The 24,942-nt window shown below is 67.9% G+C and carries 29 protein-coding genes; 12 read left to right on the top strand and 17 right to left on the bottom strand.

Going from position 1 to position 24,942, the window contains the following annotated elements:
• The first annotated feature begins 46 nt into the window (after positions 1 to 46).
• The 4 genes from ON38_RS05745 (at position 47) to ON38_RS05730 (ending at position 3,068) form a co-directional block, all read left to right on the top strand.
• Positions 47 to 424, top strand: a complete 378-nt coding sequence (locus ON38_RS05745; protein ID WP_039822931.1) for a hypothetical protein — start codon at positions 47 to 49, stop codon at positions 422 to 424.
• Between the two features lie 2 nt (positions 425 to 426).
• Positions 427 to 1,695: a hypothetical protein gene (locus tag ON38_RS05740; RefSeq protein WP_039822930.1), complete on the top strand. Its 1,269-nt coding sequence runs from the start codon at positions 427 to 429 to the stop codon at positions 1,693 to 1,695.
• The gene (locus ON38_RS05735) at positions 1,692 to 2,546 is read left to right on the top strand and encodes an ESX secretion-associated protein EspG (RefSeq protein WP_039822928.1); all 855 of its coding nucleotides are present in this window, start codon (positions 1,692 to 1,694) and stop codon (positions 2,544 to 2,546) included. Before ON38_RS05740 ends, ON38_RS05735 begins: the two co-directional genes overlap by 4 nt.
• Positions 2,547 to 2,648: 102 nt before the next feature.
• Positions 2,649 to 3,068, top strand: a complete 420-nt coding sequence (locus ON38_RS05730; RefSeq protein ID WP_039822926.1) for a hypothetical protein — start codon at positions 2,649 to 2,651, stop codon at positions 3,066 to 3,068.
• Between the two features lie 141 nt (positions 3,069 to 3,209).
• Here ON38_RS05730 and ON38_RS05725 read toward each other — a convergent pair whose 3' ends face one another.
• Positions 3,210 to 3,878 carry a cytochrome P450 family protein gene (locus tag ON38_RS05725; RefSeq protein WP_051164410.1) on the bottom strand — a complete coding sequence of 223 codons (669 nt, stop codon included), beginning with the start codon at positions 3,876 to 3,878 and terminating at the stop codon, positions 3,210 to 3,212.
• A 103-nt stretch (positions 3,879 to 3,981) separates the two neighbouring features.
• Entirely contained in the window at positions 3,982 to 4,578 is a 597-nt protein-coding gene (locus ON38_RS05720) for a TetR/AcrR family transcriptional regulator (protein ID WP_039822925.1), read from the bottom strand.
• Between the two features lie 140 nt (positions 4,579 to 4,718).
• On the opposite strand from ON38_RS05720, the gene ON38_RS05715 reads away from it, so the two are divergent.
• Positions 4,719 to 5,117 carry a VOC family protein gene (locus tag ON38_RS05715; protein ID WP_245563925.1) on the top strand — a complete coding sequence of 133 codons (399 nt, stop codon included), beginning with the start codon at positions 4,719 to 4,721 and terminating at the stop codon, positions 5,115 to 5,117.
• Positions 5,118 to 5,166: 49 nt separating this feature from the next.
• Here ON38_RS05715 and ON38_RS05710 read toward each other — a convergent pair whose 3' ends face one another.
• Positions 5,167 to 5,649 carry an Rv3235 family protein gene (locus ON38_RS05710; protein WP_051164409.1) on the bottom strand — a complete coding sequence of 161 codons (483 nt, stop codon included), beginning with the start codon at positions 5,647 to 5,649 and terminating at the stop codon, positions 5,167 to 5,169.
• A gap of 502 nt (positions 5,650 to 6,151) precedes the next feature.
• On the opposite strand from ON38_RS05710, the gene ON38_RS05705 reads away from it, so the two are divergent.
• The 3 genes from ON38_RS05705 to ON38_RS33955 all read left to right on the top strand — a co-directional run bounded on the left by ON38_RS05705 (position 6,152) and on the right by ON38_RS33955 (position 8,529).
• On the top strand, positions 6,152 to 6,856 hold the full coding sequence (locus ON38_RS05705) for a metal-dependent hydrolase (protein ID WP_039822922.1): 705 nt from the start codon (positions 6,152 to 6,154) through the stop codon (positions 6,854 to 6,856).
• Between the two features lie 68 nt (positions 6,857 to 6,924).
• Entirely contained in the window at positions 6,925 to 7,638 is a 714-nt protein-coding gene (locus ON38_RS05700; RefSeq protein ID WP_039822920.1) for a VIT1/CCC1 transporter family protein, read from the top strand.
• Positions 7,639 to 7,719: 81 nt separating this feature from the next.
• Positions 7,720 to 8,529, top strand: a complete 810-nt coding sequence (locus tag ON38_RS33955; RefSeq protein ID WP_157181674.1) for a hypothetical protein — start codon at positions 7,720 to 7,722, stop codon at positions 8,527 to 8,529.
• A 13-nt stretch (positions 8,530 to 8,542) separates the two neighbouring features.
• On the opposite strand, the gene ON38_RS05690 is transcribed toward ON38_RS33955, so the two are convergent.
• The 9 genes from ON38_RS05690 to ON38_RS05650 all read right to left on the bottom strand — a co-directional run bounded on the left by ON38_RS05690 (position 8,543) and on the right by ON38_RS05650 (position 17,125).
• On the bottom strand, positions 8,543 to 9,499 hold the full coding sequence (locus ON38_RS05690) for an MlaD family protein (RefSeq protein WP_039822919.1): 957 nt from the start codon (positions 9,497 to 9,499) through the stop codon (positions 8,543 to 8,545).
• Entirely contained in the window at positions 9,496 to 10,560 is a 1,065-nt protein-coding gene (locus ON38_RS05685; RefSeq protein ID WP_039822917.1) for an MlaD family protein, read from the bottom strand. The genes ON38_RS05690 and ON38_RS05685 overlap by 4 nt, the downstream gene beginning before the upstream one ends.
• Positions 10,557 to 11,657, bottom strand: coding sequence for an MlaD family protein (locus ON38_RS05680; RefSeq protein ID WP_039822964.1), 1,101 nt, complete (start codon positions 11,655 to 11,657; stop codon positions 10,557 to 10,559). Before ON38_RS05680 ends, ON38_RS05685 begins: the two co-directional genes overlap by 4 nt.
• Positions 11,657 to 12,715: an MCE family protein gene (locus tag ON38_RS05675; RefSeq protein ID WP_039822916.1), complete on the bottom strand. Its 1,059-nt coding sequence runs from the start codon at positions 12,713 to 12,715 to the stop codon at positions 11,657 to 11,659. Before ON38_RS05675 ends, ON38_RS05680 begins: the two co-directional genes overlap by 1 nt.
• Positions 12,703 to 13,707 (bottom strand): MlaD family protein, encoded by a 1,005-nt coding sequence (locus tag ON38_RS05670; RefSeq protein ID WP_039822915.1) that lies wholly within the window; start codon positions 13,705 to 13,707, stop codon positions 12,703 to 12,705. Before ON38_RS05670 ends, ON38_RS05675 begins: the two co-directional genes overlap by 13 nt.
• Complete coding sequence (locus ON38_RS05665) at positions 13,704 to 14,696, bottom strand: MlaD family protein (RefSeq protein WP_039822914.1); 993 nt, start codon at positions 14,694 to 14,696, stop codon at positions 13,704 to 13,706. The genes ON38_RS05670 and ON38_RS05665 overlap by 4 nt, the downstream gene beginning before the upstream one ends.
• 6 nt (positions 14,697 to 14,702) lie before the next feature.
• A complete protein-coding gene (locus tag ON38_RS05660; protein WP_039822912.1) occupies positions 14,703 to 15,569 on the bottom strand; it encodes an MlaE family ABC transporter permease in 867 nt (288 codons plus the stop codon).
• The gene (locus ON38_RS05655) at positions 15,569 to 16,429 is read right to left on the bottom strand and encodes an MlaE family ABC transporter permease (protein WP_039822962.1); all 861 of its coding nucleotides are present in this window, start codon (positions 16,427 to 16,429) and stop codon (positions 15,569 to 15,571) included. The genes ON38_RS05660 and ON38_RS05655 overlap by 1 nt, the downstream gene beginning before the upstream one ends.
• A 300-nt stretch (positions 16,430 to 16,729) precedes the next feature.
• Positions 16,730 to 17,125 carry a nitroreductase/quinone reductase family protein gene (locus ON38_RS05650; protein ID WP_039822911.1) on the bottom strand — a complete coding sequence of 132 codons (396 nt, stop codon included), beginning with the start codon at positions 17,123 to 17,125 and terminating at the stop codon, positions 16,730 to 16,732.
• A gap of 105 nt (positions 17,126 to 17,230) precedes the next feature.
• Between ON38_RS05650 and ON38_RS05645 the strand changes: the two genes are divergently transcribed.
• The 3 genes from ON38_RS05645 (at position 17,231) to ON38_RS05635 (ending at position 19,522) form a co-directional block, all read left to right on the top strand.
• A complete protein-coding gene (locus tag ON38_RS05645; protein ID WP_039822960.1) occupies positions 17,231 to 17,908 on the top strand; it encodes a phosphate signaling complex PhoU family protein in 678 nt (225 codons plus the stop codon).
• Positions 17,909 to 18,473: 565 nt separating this feature from the next.
• Positions 18,474 to 19,262, top strand: a complete 789-nt coding sequence (locus ON38_RS05640) for an HNH endonuclease family protein (RefSeq protein ID WP_039822910.1) — start codon at positions 18,474 to 18,476, stop codon at positions 19,260 to 19,262.
• A gap of 35 nt (positions 19,263 to 19,297) precedes the next feature.
• On the top strand, positions 19,298 to 19,522 hold the full coding sequence (locus tag ON38_RS05635) for a hypothetical protein (protein ID WP_169333248.1): 225 nt from the start codon (positions 19,298 to 19,300) through the stop codon (positions 19,520 to 19,522).
• Between the two features lie 44 nt (positions 19,523 to 19,566).
• Here ON38_RS05635 and ON38_RS05630 read toward each other — a convergent pair whose 3' ends face one another.
• The 5 genes from ON38_RS05630 to ON38_RS05610 form a co-directional block, all read right to left on the bottom strand.
• On the bottom strand, positions 19,567 to 20,775 hold the full coding sequence (locus ON38_RS05630) for an FAD-dependent monooxygenase (protein WP_039822906.1): 1,209 nt from the start codon (positions 20,773 to 20,775) through the stop codon (positions 19,567 to 19,569).
• Positions 20,776 to 21,002: 227 nt separating this feature from the next.
• The gene (locus ON38_RS05625) at positions 21,003 to 21,662 is read right to left on the bottom strand and encodes a PadR family transcriptional regulator (protein WP_039822905.1); all 660 of its coding nucleotides are present in this window, start codon (positions 21,660 to 21,662) and stop codon (positions 21,003 to 21,005) included.
• 386 nt (positions 21,663 to 22,048) lie between these two features.
• Positions 22,049 to 22,387: an MmcQ/YjbR family DNA-binding protein gene (locus ON38_RS05620; RefSeq protein WP_039822903.1), complete on the bottom strand. Its 339-nt coding sequence runs from the start codon at positions 22,385 to 22,387 to the stop codon at positions 22,049 to 22,051.
• Between the two features lie 98 nt (positions 22,388 to 22,485).
• A complete protein-coding gene (locus tag ON38_RS05615; protein ID WP_039822901.1) occupies positions 22,486 to 23,061 on the bottom strand; it encodes an isochorismatase family protein in 576 nt (191 codons plus the stop codon).
• Between the two features lie 27 nt (positions 23,062 to 23,088).
• Positions 23,089 to 24,339 (bottom strand): nicotinate phosphoribosyltransferase, encoded by a 1,251-nt coding sequence (locus ON38_RS05610; protein WP_245563928.1) that lies wholly within the window; start codon positions 24,337 to 24,339, stop codon positions 23,089 to 23,091.
• A 240-nt stretch (positions 24,340 to 24,579) separates the two neighbouring features.
• On the opposite strand from ON38_RS05610, the gene clpS reads away from it, so the two are divergent.
• Positions 24,580 to 24,942 (top strand): ATP-dependent Clp protease adapter ClpS, encoded by a 363-nt coding sequence (gene clpS, locus ON38_RS05605; RefSeq protein WP_039822900.1) that lies wholly within the window; start codon positions 24,580 to 24,582, stop codon positions 24,940 to 24,942.

The raw sequence follows: 24,942 nt of genomic DNA, 5'->3' as shown, positions 1-24,942 counted from the left end.
TCTCCTATCGGGGCGGGTAGGAGGATCTCGAAAGGGGGAGGACACCTTGAGCCAGGAACAGGCCTTGCTTCAGCAGTGGCAAACTCTCAAAACGCAAGCAGAGAGCGGTGAACTGCGAATGGACGCGGACGTCGGAGGCAAGCTGGTGCAACGCTGCGACACATTCCTGGATCAACTCGACAAGATGCTGAGGCAGACGGATAGCCTGAAATTCGTGGACGGTTTCGGCGGCCTGGCTTCTGCAACCAAGCTTCGCGACAAGTTCGCCGATAAAGCCGTCAAAGGCCCTGACTCCGCCGCCAACCGAATCAAGACCGCCATCGACATAGTCACTTTGATGAGGCAAACCTTCGAGCTGTCGACACGCAGAATCGTCGAAACCGACGACTCCACATCCACTGCTCTGGGCAACGCAGGAGCATAGCCATGTCACCCTTCTCCCAATGGCTCAACCCGATCATCGACGGCGCGAATCAGGCATCGAAGAACAAATCGGACGATACCCAGCGCGCCAACGATCAGAACACCACCTGGAACCAGGATCGTGCTGTTGTCGGCGGTGAATGGTCCGGTTTGGTCAGCGAGTTCGGTGGTCAGTTCGCGCCTCCCGCCATCCTGGAAAAGGATGGGTTCCCTGCCATGACGCACCAGCAGATCTGGGAAAAGCTCGAGGGCGTGAACTCGTCCCTGATCAACGATAAAGCAGCAGCTTGGAGGGATCTGGCGAAGCAAGCCCGAGCGGCCAACGATGCTTTTCTGATGGCAGTGAACATCGACCTGGAACAGGGCTGGGACGGCCAGTCCGGCGCCGCCGCCGTCGAAGGAGTCCGAGACTTCTGCGCCTCGTTCACCCCGTTGGCCGCGAGCTTCCAGATGGTGGCCCACGGTCTCGATCTGATGGAAGGCTACCTCGCCCAGGCCAAAGCATCCGTCGGCGAACCCGACTCCGTGACCCTCGGCGACAAGGTCATCAATTCCCTGCCCTTCGGCGACACCTTCAAAAGTCCCCAGTACCGCGCCGATGAAGCCCAGGAAACCGCCCGCTGGGTGATGACCACCTATTACGAGCCGGGCGCCACCGATGTGGACAGCAAAACCCCCGTGCTGCCCGAGCCCAAGAAGACCGTCGACGACGGCAGTAACCCGCCCCGGCAGCCGGTGCAGCCGACCGGTGGGCCGTCGCAGACGGCGGGGCCGACCACGCAGCCGCAGGACACCACCGGCGACGACGGCACGCGGACCGAGGACGGCACCCAGGATCCGTCGACAGAGCCGGAGGACTCGCAGGCCACCGAGCCGCAGAGCACGACCCCGCAGTCGACCACACCGGAGACGCCGACCGCCCCCGCGCTCACCACCGGCGCACCGACCGGCACCACACCGGGTAGCCCGTCGGGGACGCCGTCCGGATCTCCTTCCGGTACGCCGCAATCCACCGCCCCGTTCGTACCCGGGCAGACCGTGCCGGGTGCGCCGAAGTCCACGACCGGGGCGCCGGCCGCGGCCTCGACCGCTGCGTCCACTCGTGCCGGGCGCGGCGGTATGCCGGGCATGATGTCGCCGGGGGCGCGCGGCAGCAGGGGTGAGGAGGACGATGAGCACGAGACTCCGGACTACCTGGTGTACGACCGGGGCAGTGAACTGCTCGGTACCCAGCCGCCGGCGCTGCCGCCGGGTGGAGTGATCGGCGGGTGAACGATCCACAGTGGCGCCTGGACGGGGAGATGTTCTCCCAGGCCGTCCGGGCTTTCGGCCGGGACCGGCTGCCCTACCCGATCCGGGTGCTGCCGCTCGGGCCCACCGACCCGCCACCGACGCTCGACGAATACGAGCGGTTCCGCACGGCCGCGGCGCAGCGGCTGGCCGCGATCGCGGACAAGCGGTTGTTCCATGCCCTGGAGACCCTGCTGGAACCGCAGGTGCGCGTCGAGGTGCACGGTATGTACGACCGCGGATTCGAGCGGGTCGTGCGGATGCACGCGGGGGTGGCCGGGCAGTCCGCCACACTCGCCGTCCAGGCGTCGGGGCCGACCAAGGAGTACGGCGGCGACGTGCTGCTGCACACGCTGCCGGCTCGGCAGCTGGCGGCGCGGCTGGTCGCGTACCTGCCGCGCTGCGCCGCCGGCGGGTACCGCACGGTCCACGGTGCGCGCGCGGATATCGGGAAGGTCGAGTACTCCCGCCATCCCACCCGGATCTCGCGCACCGAGGAGATCAACCGGATCATCCGGCGCCCACGTTCCGGTATCGGCGAGATCGGGGTGTTCGCGGGCCCGGCGATCGACTCCCGGCCCACCGGTAATCCGCACGGTTTCCACTGGATGGACTATCTGCCGCAGGACGGCCGCTATTTGCTGATCAACCACACAAAAGAGGAATTCACCCTCACCCCGGGCCCGCCCGAGGAGATCACCCGGCGTCTCCAGCAGGCTGTCGCCACCGTCCGGCCGACCGCGGCATCGTCCCCCGGTGTGCGCCGCGAACCGGGGGACGATGCCGACGACGACTACTACCGGCAACGCCACGAACGCGGCCGGCCGACCTGACCGGCCCGTCGCGAAACGTCAAAGCTTCACATCGGTCGCGCGCGGCGGCCGGTGGGGACATACTTCACCTCGTCACGACATGATCATGAAAGGTGTCACGACATGGGTACTCCCACCGCGCTGGTGCTGTTCGCCGCGGGTCTGCTGTTCTTGACGGCGCTCGGGCTCGGAGTCTGGAAATGGCAGGCCATGGTCGGTTCGCCCGAGGGTGTGGCACACCCGTATGTGGACATAGCCCATCGGTCCGCCCTGCTGTACTCGTTCGCGACCGCCATGATCGCGGTCTTCGTCCAGTTCTCGGCATGGCCGGCGGCGGTCGACGCGACCGCCGCCGGGCTCCTGGTGCTGATGTTCGTGATCACGATCGCGAACTACATCAGGCACGGCATCCTGCGCGACACCACGAACCAGATGCACAATCCGCCGCCGTCGTTCCGTTTCGTGCTGGCGGCGTTGATCATCGGCGAGATCGGCGGATTCGCGGTGCTACTCGCCGGATTCGCGGTCGGCGAATTCTTCTGAGCGGGTTTCACCACTCCACGAGCAGCTGTTTCGGGCCGCGGACGAGCAGGCCCGACTTCCACGGGATCTCGTCGAGCGGCAACGACAGCCGCAGCGACGGGAAACGTTGCAGCAGTGCCTCCAGCGCGACCTGGAGTTCACCTATGTCCTGCTCACCCAGCGCGAGATCCGCACGTGGCCTTCGGCTAGATCATCGGTGGGGCGCTGCCGGCGCTCGGCGACCACCTCGGCGAGATAGGACTCCAGCGAATCCCGGGCGCTCTCGATCTGTTCCCGGGTGTAGGCCGTGGTGGACAGGATCGCGTCGGAGAAATCGCGGAACCGGTGCTGGTCGCGCGGCGGCACCCCGAGCATCTCGCAGATCACGGTGACCGGTAGCGGCAGCGCGAAACCTTCCACCAGATCGGCGGGCGCACCGGACTGTTCGAGTGCGGTGAGTTTCTCGTCGACTATTTCGCGCGTGCGCGGGCGCAGCTCGGCGACCCGGCGGGCGGTGAACGCCTTCGCCACCAGTTTCCGCAACCGGCTGTGCTCCGGCGGATCCATGCTCAGCAGCGAATCGGGGCGGACCGGCGCCGGGGTGGCCCGCGGCAGGTCCTCCCGGCCCACGGTCGCCGCGCGGCTGAACCGGGGATCGGCGAGGACCAGTTTGACATCCTCGTACCGGGTGACCAGCCAGCCTTCGCCGCCGTAGGGCAGTTCGACCCGGCAGACCGGCTCTTCCCGGCGCAGTCGGGCGAACAGCGGGTCCATATCGAGGCGAACCGGCTCTCCGAAGGGGTACTGGCGTATCTCGGTGTTCGCGGTCATACGGTCTCCCTTTCCCGACGCCCGGCGGCTCCAGCCCTGTAAGCGGTTGCTTACTTAGGCAGGGTAAGGGTTTTGGGGAGGTGGCGTCAACGACGCAACAGCGTTACGCCGGAGGGAATCTCGTATCGTTGCGCTCCAGCAGCGCCTCGGCCGCCCGCAGCACATGACCGGCGACCTGCGCCGGATCCGCACTGTGCAGCGGCTCCCGATGCAGTACGGAACGAACCAGCCCGATCCCGAGCAGCCAGGCCAGCAACAGATCGGCACGCAACTCACCGTCACCGGCGTCGGTGAGCGTCGACAGCGCCCGGATGTACTCCTCCCCCAGCTCCCGGCGGATCACCGACGCGCCTTCTTCATGACCGCTGGAACGCAACGCCGCCTGTAACCAATTACCGGGCGAGACAGTCTCACTCGGCTCCAGCGCGCGCTCCAGCAACCGCGCGAGCAACCCGTCCACCGGCCCGGCGTCGAGCACCGAACGCCCACGATCGGTCATCGTCGCCCGGAAAAGCTCGTCCTTGTTCCCGAAATACCGGAAGAGCAGCGCCTGGTTCACCCCGGCACGGGTAGCGATATCACGTACCGTGGCGCGCTCGTAGCCTCGTTCGGCGAACAATTCCTGCGCCGCCGCCAGGATCGCGGCCCGCGTGGCCGAGGCATCCCGTCGCCGACCGACCAACTCGTCTCCGCTGACCATGCACCCTCCGCTCCGCGCGCCATTTGGAGAAGCAGCGTAGAGCACACCGGATCGGACAAAGCGGGCGACCAGCAACGCCTCCGCACACCGCCCCGGCGCACCGCACCCTGGACGCGAGCCAGACAGCGCTCTACGCTCGGATGACCATGCCGGAACTCCTCGGGATCAATCATCTGACGTTGTCCACGACGGACCTGGACCAGCTCGTGGCGTACTACACCGGAGTGCTCGGAGCACGGCTGTCCTTCGAGCGTCCCGCCTCGGGCACCAATCCCCGTATCGCGGTCCTCGACGTCGGCGGCGCCGACCACCTGGCGATCGTCGAGACCACGACCGGTCCGAGCACCGATCTCGACCCGCTCGGACGGGCCGGATGGGGTCTGCGTCTGGCGACCTACGCCCAGCTGTGCGAGGTCCGGGAGCGGATCATGGGCGCCGGGCTCCCGGCCGGGCCGATCGAAACCCTCCCCACCCAGTGGACGATGACGGCCCAGGATCCGGACGGCCGCCCGGTCGATATCCGAGCCGACCGCCCCTGAGCCGAGGGCCCCACCGTCGCCGGGCCGGGCACGAGGTCACGGGCCGGTTTCAGAGGACGCGCAGCGCGGTCACCTTCCAGGGCGTGCTGCTGCCGCGTTCGATCCGCCCGGCGAGGACCAAACGGCGCGGCCCGCGCTGGTAGGTGGCCACCACTTCCGCCGCCCGCTCCTCCACCTGGAACAACCGGACATTGCCGGGTACCGCCGACCCGAGGGTCCGGCCGGGGGCATGATCGCCTGCCACCAGCGCACCGATCGCGCATACCAGAGCGGGTGTGCACAGGGCGGTGAGCTGCGCGACCGGGCGCCGGCGATCGAGTACTTCGAGCAGGATCCGGACCGAGGTCGTGGCGAAGGCCCGGGCGCCGGCGGGTTCGGAGGTCCGGGGCGCGCAGTGTCCGGCACGCTGGGCGCGCCGGACGCCCGCGGGGGCGCTGTGGTTGCGCCGCAGCGTCTTCCGGTCCGGTCGGCTCGCGCAGGCCCCGGCAGGTGACGGCCGGGCAGCGGCGCGTTCTTCGGTTCTCGTCTCCACTGGGGCGCAAGGCCTCGGGGCCGGACCGGAATCGGCCATTGTCGTGACCCGGCACGGGGCGGGCGAAGGGACCACATCTCCGGGTGAACCCGCCGGTCGGATCGGGGCTTCGGATACGGCCGCCCGCTTCTCACTCATCACGGCGGGCCCCGCGGCACACACCCGATCGACCCCCGGCGGTCCGGCGGCTCGCGTATCCCGGCCGACCGGTGGTTCGTATCCCGGCACCCGATGGAGAACCGGCCGGAATTCACACATATCTACGCCCCCTTTTGCGAAACGGATCGCCCCCACGACGTTTCCTTCCGCGACAGCATCGCACCTCCGGGCGCGGCAGTACAGACGGTCATCGGATCTTTCACCGGCCGCCCGGTCGAGGCGGCGTGTTTCCCGGCCCGTAGCCACTCGGCGCGTCGCGGGCTGCGCGCGAGGTCGGGGCTGTCGGAATCGATTGCTAGTTTGAACGCTACCGTTCGTTCGCTTTTCAGATACGGGAGAGTTAGTGCTCGGCCATTCCCACGCCACCAGCGGCGCGCTCGCGTTCGTCACCGCCGCCACCATCGTTCCGACTCCCGTGATGGAGGTGGTACAGGGGCCGGTGCGGATCAGCGCACTCGAACTCGTTCTGGGAGCGTTGATCACGGCGGGCGCGGCGCTGCTCCCCGATATCGACCACCCGAACGGCACCATCGCGCAATCGCTCGGGCCGGTGAGCAATATTGTCGCGAAAGGAGTCTCGGTGGTGTCCGGCGGGCATCGCAAAGGGACGCACGGAGTGCTGTTCATCCTGCTCGCCGGTTGGGCGACCTGGGCCGGGGTGCATCATCTGGGCCGGTACTTCACGCTGAGCATGATCTTCGTGATGCTCGCTTTCGGGGTACGGGCACTACACCTGACACCGAAGGGCGATTCGCTGCGCGCCTACGGCCTGTGCGTGCTGCTGGCCGGCGGGGGCACCGTGCTGATGGACCGCTGGCTACCGGACGCGCCCTACTGGCTACCGTTCGCGATCGGGCTGGGAACGCTCATCCATATCGTCGGCGACTGTCTCACCGACCGGGGCTGCCCGCTGCTGTGGCCGCTGAAGCCCCGGCTGGCGCTGCCGATCATCTCCCGGACCGGCAACAAGGTGGAGACCTGGGTGCTGACCCCGCTGATGGGCCTGGCCACGGTCGGGTTGCTGTACGTGTACGCGGTGCCCGGCTAGTACGCCGGAGCGCAACACATGGGTAGCAAGCCTGTCCTCACCTGCGGCTATTCACATAGGGTGCGGTTATGACCGAGGCAGCGGCGGACAAGTATCTCCCGCAGACCGGACTGGCGGCGAAACTCAATTGGTTGCGGGCCGGAGTGCTGGGCGCCAACGACGGGATCGTCTCGACCGCCGGGCTCGTGGTGGGGGTCGCGGCCGCGTCGTCGAATACCGACGCGATTCTCACCGCGGGGATCGCGGGCATCAGCGCGGGCGCCATTTCCATGGCGGTCGGCGAGTACGTCTCGGTGAGCACCCAGCGCGATACGGAAAAGGCGCTGCTGGAGCAGGAGAGCCGGGAGCTGGAGCAGGATCCGGCCGACGAACTCAACGAACTCACCGCCATCTACCACGCCAAGGGCCTGTCCGCGGAAACCGCGCGGAAGGTGGCCGAGGAACTCACCGCCTACGATGTCTTCGCCGCGCATGCCGAGGCCGAGCTCGGGCTGAACCCCGACGAGCTGACGAATCCGTGGCATGCCGCACTGTCCTCGGCGATCTCGTTCACCGTCGGCGCGCTGCTACCGCTGCTGGCGATCCTGCTGCCGCCGACACCGGCACGGATACCGGTCACCATGGTCGCGGTCCTGCTGGCGCTGGCGCTCACCGGTTCGATCAGCGCCGGGCTCGGCGGCAGCAGCCGGCCTCGGGCCGTGGCCCGGGTGGTGCTCGGTGGTGCGCTGGCAATGGCGGTCACCTACGGCATCGGCCAGCTCGCGGATGTCACCGGTATCTGACCCGCCGCGAATCCTGTTGCCGGAGCGATATTTCTATTAAGTGAACCAGCGCCGAGTCGGATATTTTGCTGTACTTGGCGGGTGAGTTCTCTATTCGCCGTAATGCCCGCGGCCGGGATCGAGTCGGCCGCGCAGGCATACGCGCGGTATCAGTCCCTGGCCGGTGCCCCCGAGCCGACGCCGCCGCTGCCACCGGTGGGAGTCGTGTGCACACTGATACACCGCTCCGGCACCGGGTTACGGGTGTACCGGCGCCCCGACGCCCGTGGAGCACTGCTGGAGGCCACTGTCGATGATCGTTTCGACTGTCTGCGCGCACTGCTGGCCCTGACCGCCGACCGCGACCTGGCCGTGCTCGATGTCGCCACCCGCCGCTTCTACAATCCGCGCGGAGCGGCCCGGGTCCCGGTGACCGCGGGCGATTTCCGGCTGCCCTATCTCACCGAGAGCATCCTCGACGAAATCCTGGAAACCCCGCCGGATCCGCGCGATCCGGCGCTGAAGGTGATCCGCGCCCCCATGTGCCATATCCGGGCGCGCCGATTACCGGAGGAGATATTCGAGCTCGAGCATCGCGATCTCGACGCGTTCTTCCAGCTCTACACCGACGACGCGATTCTGGTGCGCAAGACGATCTGGGCCTGGGCGACCGGTGACCCGTGGTGGTATCAGGCCATCGCCTGGCAGCCGATAGACGCCCCGGATCCTCGGCGTCGCCGCCGCCCGCCCGAGGACGATATCGATTCCGTCCTGGCCGAACTGCGGCAGATGGCCGAGGAAACCCCGTTCGAACTCGGTGCGCTGGACCTGATCTCGGCCCTGGGCGATGTCGACAACCAGGCCCAGGCGATACTCGACCGCGCGAACCTCGACGTCCCGGACCAGCCCTGAACCCCCGGTCCGGTTATCCGATCCCTACCCGCAGCCGCACCGAATCGTCGGTGGTGCTCTGCAACGCCTGGCCGATCAGACTGCCGATATCGAGTTGCGGTACGGCGCCGTTCAGCGCGTCGGTGAGCGGCACCAGCCCGGGTTGCAGGGCGGCCAGTTCGGGGCCGGCCTCATCGAGGAACTCACGCAGCCGCTGGAGCAGCGATACCAATCCGTCGTCGCGCAGATACATCTCCGGTGAGCCCTCGGCGCCGGTGAACCGGCCCACCGACTCGACGAAATCGTCGAGTACTTCGGCGAATCGGGTGAATTCGGTGGCCGCGGCCGAGGTGGCCGGGCCGGACCAGTCGCTGTCCGCGGCGGCGGTCTCGAAATTGTCGAGCAGTTCGGCGATGCGCGGTTCCCGGGACATGATCGTGGCCGCGAGCAGGTCGGCGGCGCGGGTGAGTTCGGGCAGTACCGCGTCGGTGCCGTGCAGGGCATCGCGCAGGGTCCGCACCAGCGAGCCCATGGTCGCCGGATCGAGCTGGTTCATGGTGCGGGTGACCATCCGCGCCGCCTCCGGGATCGACAGCGGACTGTGCACATCCTCCGATTCCAGCCGTTGCCCGTCGCGCAGGTACGGGCCCGTGCCGGTCTTGGGCGCGAACTGCACATACGGCTCACCGAGCGCCGAGAGGTGTTCGACGGTGACGATGCTGTCGAGGGGCAGGCGATGCGAATCGTCCACCCGGAAACCGACCTCCACGCCGTCGGCGACGCGGTCCACGGCAGTCACCCGGCCGACCTCGATACCGGTGAGCAGGACCGGTGAACCCACCCCGAGACCACCGGAATCGTCGAGGACCAGGGAGGCGTTCAGGTAATCGGTGAACGGGTCCGCGCGCACCACCCCGAAGGTCAGGTAGCTCGCGCCGAGCACGGTGATGGCCGCGATACCGCCCAGCGACGCCAGTGGTCCGATCTTCATCGCACGGCTCCGATCATGCGCAGGGTTTCGATGATCCGGTTCACCTGGTCGTCGGTGGACATATCGCCGGTACGCATCGAGCGCAGATTCACCTGCGAACCGTTCTCCACGAACGGGACTACCCGGTCCCGCAACAGCGCGACCAGCAGGTTCAGGTTCGAGGGCTGCCGCAGGTCCAGCGGTCCCCCGGTCACCAGCGGGATCAGGGCCGTCGCGGCCGCGCCGCCGGACTGCGCGATGGGCGCCAGCCAGGTCAGCGAACCGCCCACCGGGCCCAGCCCGCCGAAGATCTCGGTCACCCCGGCGATGGATTCGGTGGCGGCGCTCATCTGCTGGACCGACTCCGGGCGCAGGATATTGTCCAGCTCGTCCTGGATCCCGTGCATCACCTCGGCATTCGAGGCGACACCGTGCAGCAGCAGATCCACCTGGTCCAGGTGCGCGGCGAGGTCGACCGTATCGGTCGCCAGCACCTGCGCGATCCGCTTCGTTTCCGCCGGATCCCACGGCAGCACCGAGTTCACGCGATTCACGATGTCCTGCAACTGGCCAACCGATCCGCTGTTCACGAAGAACGCGATGGCGGCCATGGTGTCCTCGAGCTGGACCGGCGGCCGGGTGCGGTCGCGGGTGATGGTGTCGCCCGGACGCAACAGGGTGTCGTAGCCGTCGGGCGGAGTGGTGAGCGCGATGTGGATATCGCCGAGCACGGTGTTCTGCCGCAGTTCGGCGATGGTGGTGGCCGGTAGCTCGACCGAATCCTCGACCTCGATATCGACGGCCACATACCCCGGCCCCGCCGCGTCGCCGGATATCACCTCGACCTTGTCCACAGTGCCCACCTGGGCCCCGTTGGCGATCACCTTCGCCCGCGCGGGCAGGTTCAGCACATTGGTGAACTCGATCCGCAACCGGTAACTGTCCCCCGCGACCGTGGCGCCGGGGACCGGGATATCCGAGGGGTCGAACGCACAGCCCGAAACTCCCAGTGCGGCCGCCAGGCCGAACGCGGCCAGCCCGCGCCGCAGGCGGGCGAGGTCCACGGTGATCCGCGCGGTCATCGAGCACCCACCGATCCCAGCACCAGCTGTGTCAGATCCAGATCGACCATGCCGTCGGCGGCACCGGCACAACGGCCGGGCGAGACGGCGTTCACCGCCGCACACACCTGCTCGGCGTTCTCCTGCGGGACGGCCACCCGCGGGGGCGCGTAGGTGAGCCCGGGCGCCCCGGTCGCCGGATCGGTGACCGTCCGGAACGCCGAGACCAGTACCGGCGTGGTGCGCACGATATCGCCGAGCGACCCGACATTCGCACGCAGCAGCTTCACCAGCGGTACCAGTCCGTCCAGCGACGCCATGAGCGGATTGCTCAGAATCACCGTGAGATCGCCCAGCACCGGCAGGATTTCGCCCAGCCCGTCGAACAGCGCGATACCGGGAGTGAGCAGTTCGGTATGCGCCTGGTTCAGGGTGGGGGCCAGCCGGGTGAGCATCAGTTTCAGATCACCCCAGTGTTCGGCGACCTTGTTGGACACCGACGCGTAGGCGTCGAAGATGCCGGCCAGATGAGCGATATCGGCGTCCGGGGATTCCAGCACCCGGCCCAGCTGATCGATCAGGTGATTGATCTGGGGGCCGGTACCGGCCGAGGCCGCGTCGAGCGCGTCCAGTCCGCCGGCCAGGGCATTCGGCCTGGTCTCGGTGCCGCCGATCTGGTCGGACAGTTCCGCGAGCGCGGTGACGGTCTGGGTCAGGCTCTTCGGCGTGAGGGTTTTGGTCACGCACTGCCGGGGATCCCATTCCTCGGTGGTCTGCCCGCTCGACAGCACCGCCAGTTCACGGTCGGCGACCACCGTGTTGGACACGGTGGTGGCGCCGGAGTCGGCGTAGAGCGGATGGTCGGCGTCGACTTCGAAATCGACCCGCACCTTCGCGCCCTCCGGCGCGATCCCGGTCACCGTGCCGACGGCGATTCCGCGCATCGAGACCTGGTTGCCCTGGTAGAGGCCGATACTGTCCGGCATGATCGCGCAGTACGCGCGGGTCTGTTTCAGCGGCTCGAAGGCGATCAGATAGGCCGCGCTCACGGCCAGCACCAGTACCACCGCCCCGGCGATCGACATGAGAGCCGGCGACCCGAGCACTTTTCGCACCATCAGCACGCCTTCCCGGGTAGCGGAACGCACAGGACCGCGCCGGGCGCCGGCACCGTGGTCCCCGACCGATCGATCCGCACCCCGCCGTCCGGCCCGGTCAGCTCGCGCAGTTTCGTGGCCAGGCTCTGCGCCGAGACGATCATGGGCTCCAGCTGATCGCCGTACTCCTGGAGACGGGGCAGCGCGTCGGCCAGCTGCTGCGCCTTGGGCCGCAGGGTGTCGTCCCAGGCCGGAGCCAACGCGCTCACCCGCTGCACCACCGAGCTCAGCAGCGCGAGCGCCTGCCGCAGCTCGGCCCGTTTGTCCAGCAGTACGGTTTCCATGAGGTTGACGTTGTCCATGAGGCGGCCCAGATCGGTTTTCGCGCCGTCGTACATGGTGACGTACTCGTCGGCCGTCGCGATGGCGTTCGACACCTGGGTGCGCTGGCGTTCGATGGCGTCCAGATAGCTGCCGACCGTGTCCAGGACGCTGCGCAGCGATTCCGGCGCGGCGTCGATGGAGGTGTCGAGCGCGGCGAGATTGCGGCGCAGGGTGTCGCCGTCGGTTTCCCGCAGCGGTGTGGTGGCGTCCTGGAAGGTTTCCATCAGGCTGTAGGGCAGCCGGACCCGGTCGGCGGGAATCGGCTCGTCACCCAGTTCCTCGCTGCCCGCCGGGAACAACGCCACATAGTGGCCGCCGACCAGGGTCAGCATCCGGATATCGAGGGAGCTGCGGTCGCCGACGAATACCTCCCGGTCCACGGTGAATCGCATGAGCACGCGGTCCGGGCGCAGCTCCAGGGATTTCACCTCGCCCACCGGCACGCCGGCCAGGCGGATGTCGTCACCGGGTTTCACCGATTGCGCCTCGCCGAGTTCCGCGGTGTAGGTGCGCTTTCCCAGCGGCACCACGTACAGCGCTCCGACGGCCACCGCCAGCACCGCCACCGCGCACACTCCGATCACGCCCAGCCGCAGCTGAGTGCGCAGTTTCGTGGGTTCGTCGGTGATCGGCCGGTCGCGGTCGAACCAGCGACCCGCCGCCGCCGTCCACTTCCCGAGGTTCACCCGTTGCATATCGCCACCCGCTGTCCGCCGATCAGCACCCGCACCGGAGCCGGTACCTCGGCCGTGCCCTTACTGCACTCCGGCCGGAACCCCGCCGGAGTCCGGGGGAAGGAGGTGTCCACCGCGGCCAGCAGTCCGGGCAGGCGCCCAAAAACGTCGACGGCCTGCTGCGGGTCCGGGAACAGATTCCGGATCATGGCGTCGATATCGGGGCCCATTTCCGGGCTCAGTCCCGCCGCGGCGAGCAATCGATCCACCGGTTCGAGTACCGAGGGCGCGCTCATCGCGAAATCGGCCAGACCACCCACATTGCGCTGCAACGCCTGGAAGATATCGGTGAGCCGCGCCAGCAGTGGCACCAGATGGTAGAGCCGGCCACCCACTCGATCGGACAGATCCGACATGTTCCGGACCAGGGTGCCGATCACCTGTTGCCGGTCGCCCACGTATTCGCTGAGCGTGCCGATGGCGTCCAGGGCGGGTCCCATTCCGGCACCGTCGCCCTCGATCACCGCCAGCAGGCTTTCGGTCAGCTGGTTGAGAGCCTCCGGCGACAGGGTCGCGAGCACCGGCTGCAGACCGTTGAACAAGCTGGTCACATCGAACGACGGGATGGTCTGTTCCGGGCCGATGGTCGATCCGTCGCCGAGCCGGGTGCCGGCGTTCGGCTGCTGTTGCAGATCTATATAGCGCTGGCCGGTGAGGTTCTGGTACCGGATGGCCAGGGTGCTGTTGTCGTAGACCGGGGTGTCGGTGGTGACGGTGAGGCGGACCTTCGCCTTGTCGCCCTCCAGCGACACGGCCTCGACCTTGCCCACCTGCACGCCGAACATCCGGACGTCGTCTCCGGTCTTCAGACCGTTGGCGTCGGTGAACAGCGCGTGGTGGGTTTCGGTCTCGCCGTCCACGGGCCGTTCGATGGCGCCGATCACCAAGGCCAGTACCAGGGCCATCACCGCGGCGAACAGGGCCAGCCGCCAGGCGGCGCGGCGTGCGGTCATCGCGCGCCTCCCAGCTGCACGTCCAGGTCGAGGACCGGGCCGTCGGGACCGTCCTCGAACGCGAGCCCCAGACGGGTGAGCAGGGTGCGCAGGTCGGCGGCGGACTGCTGCGGGTCCGGTACGGCCAGCGCCAGCAGGTTCAGGGTCGGTGCGAGCGCGTCGGTGTATCCGGACAGCTGCCCCGCGCTGTGCGCGGTGGCGGCCAGGCTCGGCAGGATATCGCCGGTGAGCGCCTTGACGCCCGCGTCGTAATCGGCGCGGTCGGTACGCAGCACATCGATATCGACGATCTGGTCGAGCACCTCGATGGTGGCTCCGGCGAACTGGCCGCCGCCCTCGAACGCCGGCCCCAGCCGCCCGACCAGCTCGTTCGCCGGCATGGACTGATGGTCGGCGATCACCCGGCCCGCCGTGATCAATGCCTCGGCCAGCGGGGTGAACGCCTTCACGTCGGCGGCCGCCGGCGAGATCACCATGGCCATATCGGGTGTGAACACCGTGTCCCCGGTCTGCGACAGGCTGCGCAGCAGCGCACCCATGGTCGCGTCGTACACGTCGGTGGCCCGGTGTCCGGTCAGATCCACCACCGTGCCGGATTCCAGCGGCGCGCCACCCGCGCCCGGCCGCAGTTCGATCTCGCTGATCCCGAACAGGTTGGCGGGCGCGTAGTCCACCAGCATGCTGTCGTCGATCCCGTGCAGACGATCAGGATCCAGGGACAGCTCGATCTCCTGGGTGCCGCGCCCGGCGGACGCGATACCGGTGACCGAACCGACCTGCACACCGTCGATCCGCACCAGCGTGCCGGGCACCACGCCGTCTCCGATCTGCTCGGTCCGCAGCGCGATCCGAACGCCATCGACGCCGGTCAGCGCGCGATACCCGTACCCGGCCACCGCGAGCACCACAACGAGCGCGACCACGACGGCACCGACCCGCCGCGCGCTGCGCGGATCGGCGGCGACCCCGGGCATTCCGTACTTCGGCATCTGTCCCTATCCCGTGAAGCTGATCGCCGAGTCGAATCCCCACAGCAGGAGGGTGAGCACCATATCGATGGCGATGATGGCGACGAAACTGGCGCGCACGGCCCGGCCCGAGGCAATACCGACGCCTTCGGGACCGCCGGTGGCGAAGAAGCCGTAGTAGCTGTGGACGCAGATCACCACGGTGCCGAAGACGGCGACCTTCACCGTGGCCGCGACGATGTCGAAGCCGGCGATGAACTGGAAGAAGTAGTGGTCGTAGACCCCGGCGGATTGCCCGTGTACCAGGGTGATCAGGCCGCGGCAGGCGAAATACGAGCCGATCAGCGCGATCAGGAAGGTCGGCACGATGGCGATCGCCCCGGCGATGACCCGGGTGGTCACCACGAACGGTACCGACCGCAGACCCAGCGCCTCGATGGCGTCGATCTCCTCCGAGATCCGCATGGAACCGATCTCCGCGGTGATCCGGCAGCCGGCCTGCGCGGCGAATCCCACCGCGGCGGCGATGGGGGCCAGCTCGCGCGTGGTCGCGAACGCCGAGACGATGCCGGTGACCGGGCCCATTCCGAGCATGTCCAGGGTGGCGAACGATTCCACGCCGATCGACGCGCCGATCACCAGCCCCAGCACGATCATCATGGGGACGGTCCCACCGCCGACGATGACCGAACCGCGGCCCCAGGTCATATTGGTGATGACCCGCAGGGTTTCGCCGCGGTAGCGCTTCAGCGCCAGCGGTATCGAGGAGAGCACCTGCCAGCAGAACACCAGCACGAAGCCGAGTGAATCGACCGCGCCGAGGATCCGGCTGCCGCGCCGGAAGTACCGCGCCAGGAAACCGAACCCTTTCGGGACGTAATGGGTCGCGGCCATCACGCCAGCCTGGTGGGGAGGAACATGGCGGTCACCTGGGTCATCGCCAGGTTCACGATGACGATCGAGACCACCGAGAGCACCACCGCGGCGTTCACCGCGTCGGCGACACCGCGCGGCCCGCCCTTGGCCTCCAGACCGCGCTGACAGGCGATGATCACCACCAGGAATCCGAAGATGAGTGCCTTGAGCAGCGAGACCCAGACGTCGGCGGCGGTGGTGAAGGAGCCGAAGGTCGCCCAGTAGGAGCCCGGTGTGACACCCTGCCCGCCGATCGCGACCAGGTATCCGGCGATGACGCCGACGAAGATCACCAGGATATTGAGCAGCGGCGCGACCAGCAGCATCGCCACCATCCGGGGTATCACCAGCCGGTGCACCGGGCTGATGCCCATGGTGTGGAGGGCGTCGATCTCCTCGCGGATCGTACGGGCGCCGAGGTCGGCCGCGATGGCCGCGGCTCCCGCGCCACCGAGCAGGAATCCGGTGGCCATGGGCGCGCCCTGCTTGATGACGCCGAGGCCGCCGGTGGCGCCGAGCAACGAGTCGGCGCCGAGGTTGTGGATGAGATTGCCGACCTGAACCGAGACGATCACCCCGAACGGGATCGCCATGAGGATCGCCGGAAAGGCGGTGACCGTCACCAGCCGCCACGCCTGGATCAGCATTTCCTGCCACTGGAATCGGCCGCGCACCGCGTCCGACGCCGCGCCGGTGACCGATTCCCGCGCCATACCGACCGCGCGGCCGAAGGTGCGCAGCGAGGACACGACGGTGCCCGCGAAATTCTGCTGGACGATTTCTCGCGCGGAGGGTTCTCGCGAGAGTTCGGCGGAATCGGATGGGGCCACGGAATCCATCGCGGCGGTACGGCGCTCGGAGCTCATGGCCGAGATCCCGGTACCGCTCTCGCGAGACGGATTGTTGCGAAATTCATGCGTGTGATCTCTCCGGTCCGGCATCGATGCCAACGGAGAGGAAGCTAATCGTTACCCAGGGTGACGGACAAATCCGCGGCGGTGTGACAGTGAACACGACATGACGTTTACACACATCAATTTCCGGCGACGATACGTTCCGTCACGAGAATATCCACAAATAATTAGAACGCGTTTCACGGAATGAACCGGTGCGGCGCGCACACGAATTCGCGAATATTCTCAGCCGTCCAAATCGACGCGAATCGTCAGCAGATCGGTACCCATGACCCGCACCGCGGCGCTGTTGCCACGCGGTAGCGAAGACAACCTGCGCACCGGGTCGTCGTCGGGCAGCAGATGCGCGGTGCCGGGCAGCCATTCACCGTGCAACCGCACCCGGACCCGGTTGTCGGCACGAATATTGCGCACGTAATCGGAGCGGTCACCGAACTCGGAGACGAACCAGAACTCGTTACCGGTCCGCCGGCCGCCGACCGGCACAACCCGGGGTACCCCACTGACCCGGCCCGTGGTCTCCAGCAGCTGCTGTGCCGACCGCTTCCGGTTCAGCGGATTGGCCACATGCCGTTGGAAGGTGGTGACAATGCGATGTTTCATACGCCGCATATCGGTCATGTGGTGACGGTAACATCGGCGCCCGGGGCGCGCCCGGAATACGACCGGCCGAACGAATCGTCCGTTCATTCGACCGGAGCACGCGCCATGGGCGACAATTCCCCCGTGCGAACTCAGTTCACCAACGAGCTCGTCGCGCTGACCGCGGATCTGACACAGATGTGCCGTATCACCCACGAAGCGGCCGAACGTGTGACCGATGCCGTCGTCGGGGCCGACCTCACCGCGACCTACGAGGTCTTCGCCCTCGACGAACGACTCCAGACGATGTACGGCGCATGCGAAGCGCGCACGGTCGTCCTCTTGGCGCTGCAGGCACCGGTCGCGCGCGATCTACGCCATGTGGTGACCGCGATCCAGATCGCCGGTGAGCTCTCCCGGATCGGCCGGCTGTTCAGCCGGGTGGCCGACCAGGTGTACCAGACCCATCCCGACCCCATCGCCCCGCCGCCGGTCCTCGACGTCCTGGCGCAGATGGCCGGCCTCACCGCCGAATGCACCGCGCGGGCCCAGCGCGCCGTCACCCGCGGCCGGCACACTCCCGCCGACGACACCGCCGCGAGCACCATGCAGACGCTGAACCAGAAACTGCACAACGCGCTGTCCGCGACCGCGGCCGCCTCCACCGAGACCACGATCACGCTGGCCCTCATCGGTCACAAACTGGCCCGGACCCTGGACCACACCGAGCGCATCGAGCGGTTGATCCACTTCCTGGACACCGGTGTCCCGCCGACCGCCCAGATCGTCGCCGTGGACGAGGACGCCGACATCGCCGATTAGGGCCGTGGTCCACCGCCGCGACCCCGCTCGCTCCCAATCATGGGAATTCCCTATGCTTTTCACCTGACGGCGGATGGGCGTACACCCGGAGTCGAAATATCGGCCGACTGCCGGACACCTACAGCTTCATAACGAGAACCCGGCCGGATGACATCCGGCCCCCAGAACGTCACGGCGAGCGCACCGGTGCGGAAAGACCTCGGGTCTCCCCCTCATCAAGCCCCGCGGTGCGTCGCGATCGCCGGTCCGGACAACCGGCCCGCGACTCGCACCGGATTCAGCGCCTCGTTCGTGACATGCCCACCCCCCGAGTCGGCGCCGGCACGGCGACTCGGGGGGTGGTGCCCTTCCGGACGGAAGAGGAATACCCGGCTCCCCCATCGGGTACTCCCGCCCAGGTATGCCGAATCTCACACCGGACAGTAGCTTTCGGTTAGCTGGCCGGCCGGTAGCTTGACGCTCGGCACATCCCGGTACCTCGGCAAGGAATCTCGTTGAAGCGCACAGCAAATGAACACGGAGCGGGCCACACGCCCCTCGCCCATCGATTCGCGGAGGTCCGGCGATGAACTCGCTGCTTTCTGCTCTGCCCGCCCCCGCCCGCAGGTTCGCCGCCCTCGTCGTACCCATACTGATCGCAATTGCCCTGGTCGCGGGCTTCTTACTGCAAGGCTGTAGCCCCACCCCGACCGATCCCGCCGCCGGCGCCGCGAAATCGGTGGCCGGTACCGCCGCCGAAATACGCGCCGCGCTCGACAAGCTGCCGGTGAAGGCCGAGGTCGGCATGGCCGGATACAGCCGGGAGAAGTTCCCGCACTGGGACAACAACGAACCCGAGCACGGGTTCGGCCCGGAATTCACCCAGTACAGCAAATGCACCACCCGCGAAGTGATGATGCTGCGCGACGCCACCGGCGAAGTGAGCCTGGACCCGAAGACCTGCGATCTGAAGATCGGAAAGGGCGGCGGCTGGCAGGACGCCTACGGCGTCATGGACAGCAAGACCGGGAAACTCAAGCCGTATAAGTTCATCGTCGAGGCCAAGAGCGTCGACGCCGAGCACATCGTCCCGCTGGCCGAGGCCTGGCGTTCGGGCGCCAAGGACCTCGACACCGACACCCGGCGCCGGATCGCCAACGACGCACTGAACCTCATCGCCTCCGATCCGTCGGCGAACCGCTCCAAGGGCGATCAGGACGCGGCGCACTACCTGCCGCCGGGAAGTTTCCGGTGTGGCTATATCTCTCATTATGTCCAGGTCAAGCTAAAGTACGGCCTGAGCGTTGACCCAGAAGAACAGACCGCACTGCGCACCGCGGTGGACGACTGCGTCGAACGGGGTGAGTTCAAATAGCCGAAGTCATCGAGTTACCCGCCGCGGCATCGGTGATGACCCGGGAAGTCGGCACCATTTCCGGCGATCTCGACATCACCCTCGATCCAGAGGGGTTCGGTCTCGTCCGCTACCGGGAGACCGAGGACTGGTACACGATCGGCAATCTGGACGACGACGAGCCGCGCACCTGGAAATCGGTCGCGGAACTCGAGGAAGCGATAGTGCAGGGAATCGGAGCCCGCGACGCCGCGGGGAACACGGTGCCCTTCGAATGCTGACCGACGGCCCGGCGGCGAGACCTCCTCGCCGCCGGGCCGTCCGGCTACCGCACCGGCGCCGCGGCGCGGCGCACCGGCTCCTCCCAGGTGATCCGATAGCGCTGTTCGGTGGCGACCGTCTTCTCCGGTTTCATCACCGTCCGAGCCAGCACCGGCATCAGCCACTGCATCATCCTGCGGGCCACCGGCCCTGGCGTCTTGCTGTGATTGATCTTCGCCGCGCGGGCGGCCACACCTTCCACCCGGCTACGGCGCAGGGCCTCGTAGGCCGCGAACGCCTCGGCCGGTTCGGGGATGTCCCGTAGGCACCGAGCCAGTTCGATCGCGCTCTCGATCGCCAGCGACGCACCCTGACCGGAACTGTTCGACGGCGCGTGTACCGCGTCGCCCACCAGCACCATCCGTTCCCGGTACCAGTGCGGCACCGGCGGCATGATGTGCAGCGCGCCCACTGTTTCCAGCCGGTCGGCGGTGGTGGCCCGCGCCAGCTGCCCGCCCGGAGTGTCTTCTCCGTAAGTTTCGCGCAGCACCTCGAGCCAGTGCTCGGCGGGCACCCGGCGGGCGTCGGTGAGCGAGAGATATTCCTTGCTGGGCAGGTTCGCTCCCCAGCCGATCCGGCCGGGGCCGGCGCTCCAGTACAGGTAGTAGGCCCGGGAACCGTAGGCGAAGACCATGGTGCCGGGTTCGATATCGATCGCGCAGTCCACGACCGCGCCGAAACCGAGCATCCCGGTGTACTCGGGGCCCGGCGCCGCCGGATCGATCAGTCCGCGCACGGTGGAGCGGATCCCGTCCGCGCCGATGAGCACATCGGCGGTGGCGGTGCTGCCGTCGGTGAACCGGGCGAGCACGCCGTCTGCGGTCTGCTCGGCCGATTCCAGCCGTTTGCCGAATTCGACCGGCACCCCGGCGGCCACCGCCCGCTCGTGCAGGGTGCGGTGCAATTCGCCGCGATCGACCAATTGCAGCGGCGGCTGGTCCCCCAGCGCGGGCAGGGACAGCAGCTTCCCGCCGACCGACAGCGCCATCCGCGGGATGGGTATCGCGATATCGCGCACCGCGTCGCCGGCGCCGATCACATCCAGGGCGGCGACACCGTTGGGCGCCAGGGCCAGGCCGCTGCCGATGGTATGTGCGGGGCTCGGGTACGCCTCGTAGACACGGGCTTCGATACCCGCTTTGCGCAGTGCGGTGGCCACCACCGGCCCCGCGATTCCGCCGCCGATCACCAGGGCGGTCTCTGTTCCGGACATGGGAGTACTCCTCAGGAGTTCGAAGCGACGCCGCCGCTACCGGCGGCGGGGGTCCGGAACCCTCGTGGTCCGGACCGTTTCCTTGTCGAACCACCCGGCGTCCACCCACCCGGTTATCCTGTGTTCTGCCAAACTCGTGGCCGGGTGTGCGTCCGCGCGGGCACGGTCCGAGACGGTGATCCGAGCTCGATGGTGGTGTTGCCGCACCTCCATCGGGCCCGGTTGGTTCACTGATCCGTCGTGTTGTCGGCCCCCTCCACGTAGGCGCGCGCACGCGCGCTGTCCACGCCCGGCCCGTTCCGGTGCCAGGCCCGCCATTCCGCGAGATCGGGAAAAGTCCCCGCGACCAGCTCGGCGCGCAATGCCCTGGTCCACTCCGCCTCGGCCTCCAGCACGGTGAGCCCGTACTCGGATTCGATCAGGAAGAGCCGGGGCAGGGTGCCGGCGAGTTCGGCGAACTCCGCGCGCACCTGCGCGATCTGTTCGTCCAGAACGGCCAGCCGGCGCCCCAGCAGCTCGGCCACCTCCTCCGGCGGCAGGACCGCCAGAATCGACAGGCCCGCGACGAACCGGCCGCGCTCGGGTTCCGGTTCCGCGATCAGCTCCCGCGTCCAGTCGACCAGCTCGCGGCGTCCGGCGGCGGTGATCCGATAGATCACCCGTTCCGGCCGTGCCCCCGCGCGCTCACTGCCCACCACCTCGAGGAAACCGGCCTTCGCCAGGTTCTGCACCACCGTGTACAGCGATCCCCACTTGATATCGATATCGCGGTCTTTGCCGTACTCACGCAGCCGCGCCGCGATCTGATACCGGTGCATGGCTTCGTCCTGCATCACCGCGAGCACCGCGAGGGCCAGTAGGTTGCCGACCTTGCGCTTCTTCGCCATACACCCTCCTTACTCGCCTACGAATATACGTGGACGAGTATATGGACGGCAAGAGTCGTTCGACCCGAACACCGAATGCCGACGCAACCCGCATGCGTCGAGTCTCACGAGACACCTCAAAGGGTTGAGGCCCGTCTCGCCGTTTCGGCCTCGAAAGCGCCCGCGACGTGCGGTGAGCCGCCCATAGAGTGCGACCATTGAGCACCTTCGGCCAAGGCTCGAGGCCGAAACGGCGAGACACAAGGGGGCCTCAACCCCGCGGCGCCGAAGGCGCCGCCAAAACACAGCACCTTCACGCGCAGGCCCACATCGCTCTGCCCTCCCGAGTAAGCCCACACCGAACATCGCGATATCGAAGGCAGCGCGCGCACCGGACACTTCCGGCCCTATGAAACCCCCGCCACGAGGCTCTGCGGTGCCGCCAACCGCCACGAATCCATGACTATGTCCCGCATTTCGTCCAGGTCATCCAAGGCCGCGAGCCGCACCCGGACCCACGCGTTGTTCACCTCGTGCCCGGCGATCCAGAACTTGTCCGGTTCGGCCTGCACCAGTTCGTCCCGGTCGACGATCGGGCAGCGCACCGCCATCGAGGTCTCGTCCTCGGGCAGAGTGAGGAACAGCCGACGCTCCACCTTGAAGATCGGCATACCCCAGGCGAACTCTTCGATCGTGGCCGGGAGGGCCAGGGCAAAGGAGCGGACATCGTCCCCGGTGGCGGTCATAACCGTGATTCTGCCCGGCGCCGGTGACAAGTTCACCCGCCGCGGGACCGTTCGGACACCCCGGGCCCGGCTTCCTCGGCAGCCGGGGATCGTCGGACTCAGGCGCCGGCCCGGACGACGGCTCCGGAGAGTTCGACTCCGGCCCGATTCAATTCGTCCAGGGCTTTCTCGACGGTCGCCGGTGCCACTCCGGCGGTGAGACCCAGCAGGATCCGCGTCGCGAAACCGGCTCCGACGGCATCGAGCGCGGTGGCCCGGACACAGTGGTCGGTGGCGATACCCGCGATATCGACCGCGCCGATATCGCGGGCACGCAGCCATTCGGTGAGCGTCTCCCCGGCGGTCGAAGCCCCTTGGAACCCCGAGTAGGCGGCCGAGTACTCGCCCTTGGAGAAGACCTCCTGCACGGCGGCGGTGTCGAATTGCGGATGGAAATCGGCTCCCGGGGTGCCGACCCGGCAGTGCGGCGGCCAGCTGTCCACATAGTCGGGTGTCTCGGAGAAATGGGAGCCGGGATCGATGTGGTAATCGCGAGTGGCCACCACCGCGTCGTACCGGTTCTCGGCCAGATACTCGCTGATCAACTCCGCGACGCGGGCACCACCCGATACGGCCAGTGAACCGCCCTCGCAGAAATCGTTCTGCACATCCACCACGATCAGCGCGCGTTTCATAGTTCCAGTCTCCTCGCGTACGCCCGGTCAGACCAGGAATGTAGTCGCAATCGCCGGGTCACCGCCGGACAGTTTGAGTCCCTCCCACGGCAGACTCACCAGGCCACGGGCCACGAGATCCCGGGATCCGGCGAGGTCGGGCCGGTCCAGCACGGCACCACCGCGCACCAGCGGGACCGACAGATCACGCACCTCGAGGTCGGCGGACGCGGGCCGGTCGGCGGTCGCGGGGTACACGATCTCCTCCACGATGGTCCCGGTATCGCGGGCCAGGCGCACGGCGCGTTTGGCGCCGCCGCGGGATTCCTTGTGACTGGACCGTTTGGCCACCGGCAGGCCGTCGACTTCGACCAGTTTGTAGACCATTCCGGCGGTCGGCGCGCCGGAACCGGTGACCAGCCGGGTACCGACCCCGTAGGCGTCCACCGGCTCGGCCCGCAGCGCCGCGATGGCGTATTCGTCCAGGTCCCCGGATACGACGATCCGGGTCTTCACCGCGCCCAGTTCGTCGAGTTGCCGCCGAACCTGCCGGGCCAGGACCCCGAGGTCACCGGAGTCGATACGCACCGCGCCCAGTTCCGGCCCGGCGACCTCGACCGCGAGCGCGACGCCGCGGGTGATGTCGAAAGTGTCGACCAGCAGGGTGGTGCCGGTACCGTGCGCGGCCACCTGACTGCGGAACGCCTCGATCTCGTGTTCGCCGTCGGCGCCGCTGTGCACCAGGGTGAATGCGTGCGCACTGGTGCCCGCGCCGGGCACCCCGTAGCGGCGCACCGCCTCCAGATTGGAGGTCGCGTGAAATCCCGCCAGGTAGGCCGCCCGCGCGCTGGCGGGCGCGGCCTGCTCGTGGGTGCGTCGTGAACCCATTTCGATCATCCGGCGTCCGTCGGCGGCACTCACCATCCGGGCGGCCGCGGCGGCGATCGCGCTGTCGTGGTTGAACACCGACAGTGCCAGTGTCTCGAGGAGCAGGCATTCGGCGAAGGTTCCGGTCACCGAGAGGATCGGCGAGCCCGGGAAATACAGCTCGCCTTCCGGATAGCCGTCGATATCGCCGGCGAACCGGTAATCGCGCAACCAGGCGACCGTCTCCGCGTCCAGGAACCGGCCGGCGATCTCCAGCTCCGCCTCGCCGAACCGGAAGTGGTCCAGCGCATCGAGGAAACGGCCGGTACCGGCCACGACACCGTATCTGCGGCCGTGCGGCAAACGCCGGGCGAACACTTCGAAGGTGCACCGCCGCGCCGCGGAACCGTCGGCGAGAGCGGCGGCCAGCATGGTGAGCTCGTATTGGTCGGTCAGCAGAGCGGTGCTGCCGGCCGCGTCGCGCAGGTCCACGGGTGTCACTGTAAACAGCCCGTGCGCGGCGCGGGGAAGCCCGCCGGGGGCGGCGCCGGGCGCCGAACCCGCGCGGCGGCGTGTCGCGGGTAGCACGCGTCGCCTGGGCAGGCGGGGACGAGCGGCATCGTTGCTGCTCCGGGTGTTGTGAATTACTCCGTGAGTCGTACTCTTGACTTCATGGCCTTGTGCAACACCGCACCCCGCGTATCGACGACAGAGGTCCTCCTCGGCGCCCCCGGCGTCACGTTGTCCGCGGCCCAGGCGACCCCGGAGGCCGTGGAGTACACCGAGATACTGGAGGCGGAGGACCGGCCGTGGGTCACCGTGGTCTGGGACGATCCGGTCAACCTCATGCACTATGTCGCCTACATCTTCCAGAAGCTGTTCGGCTACAGCAAAGCCAAGGCGACCGAGCTGATGCTCAAGGTGCACAACGAGGGCAAAGCGGTCGTATCGTCGGGATCCCGGGACAAAATGGAACAGGATGTCCGCCGCCTGCACGCGGCGGGCCTGTGGGCGACCATGCAACGAGACGACTGA

Origin of the sequence: Nocardia testacea NBRC 100365, from assembly GCF_000308775.1 — a bacterium.
GTDB lineage: Bacteria > Actinomycetota > Actinomycetes > Mycobacteriales > Mycobacteriaceae > Nocardia > Nocardia testacea.
This window is presented reverse-complemented; position numbering and strand designations above follow the sequence as displayed.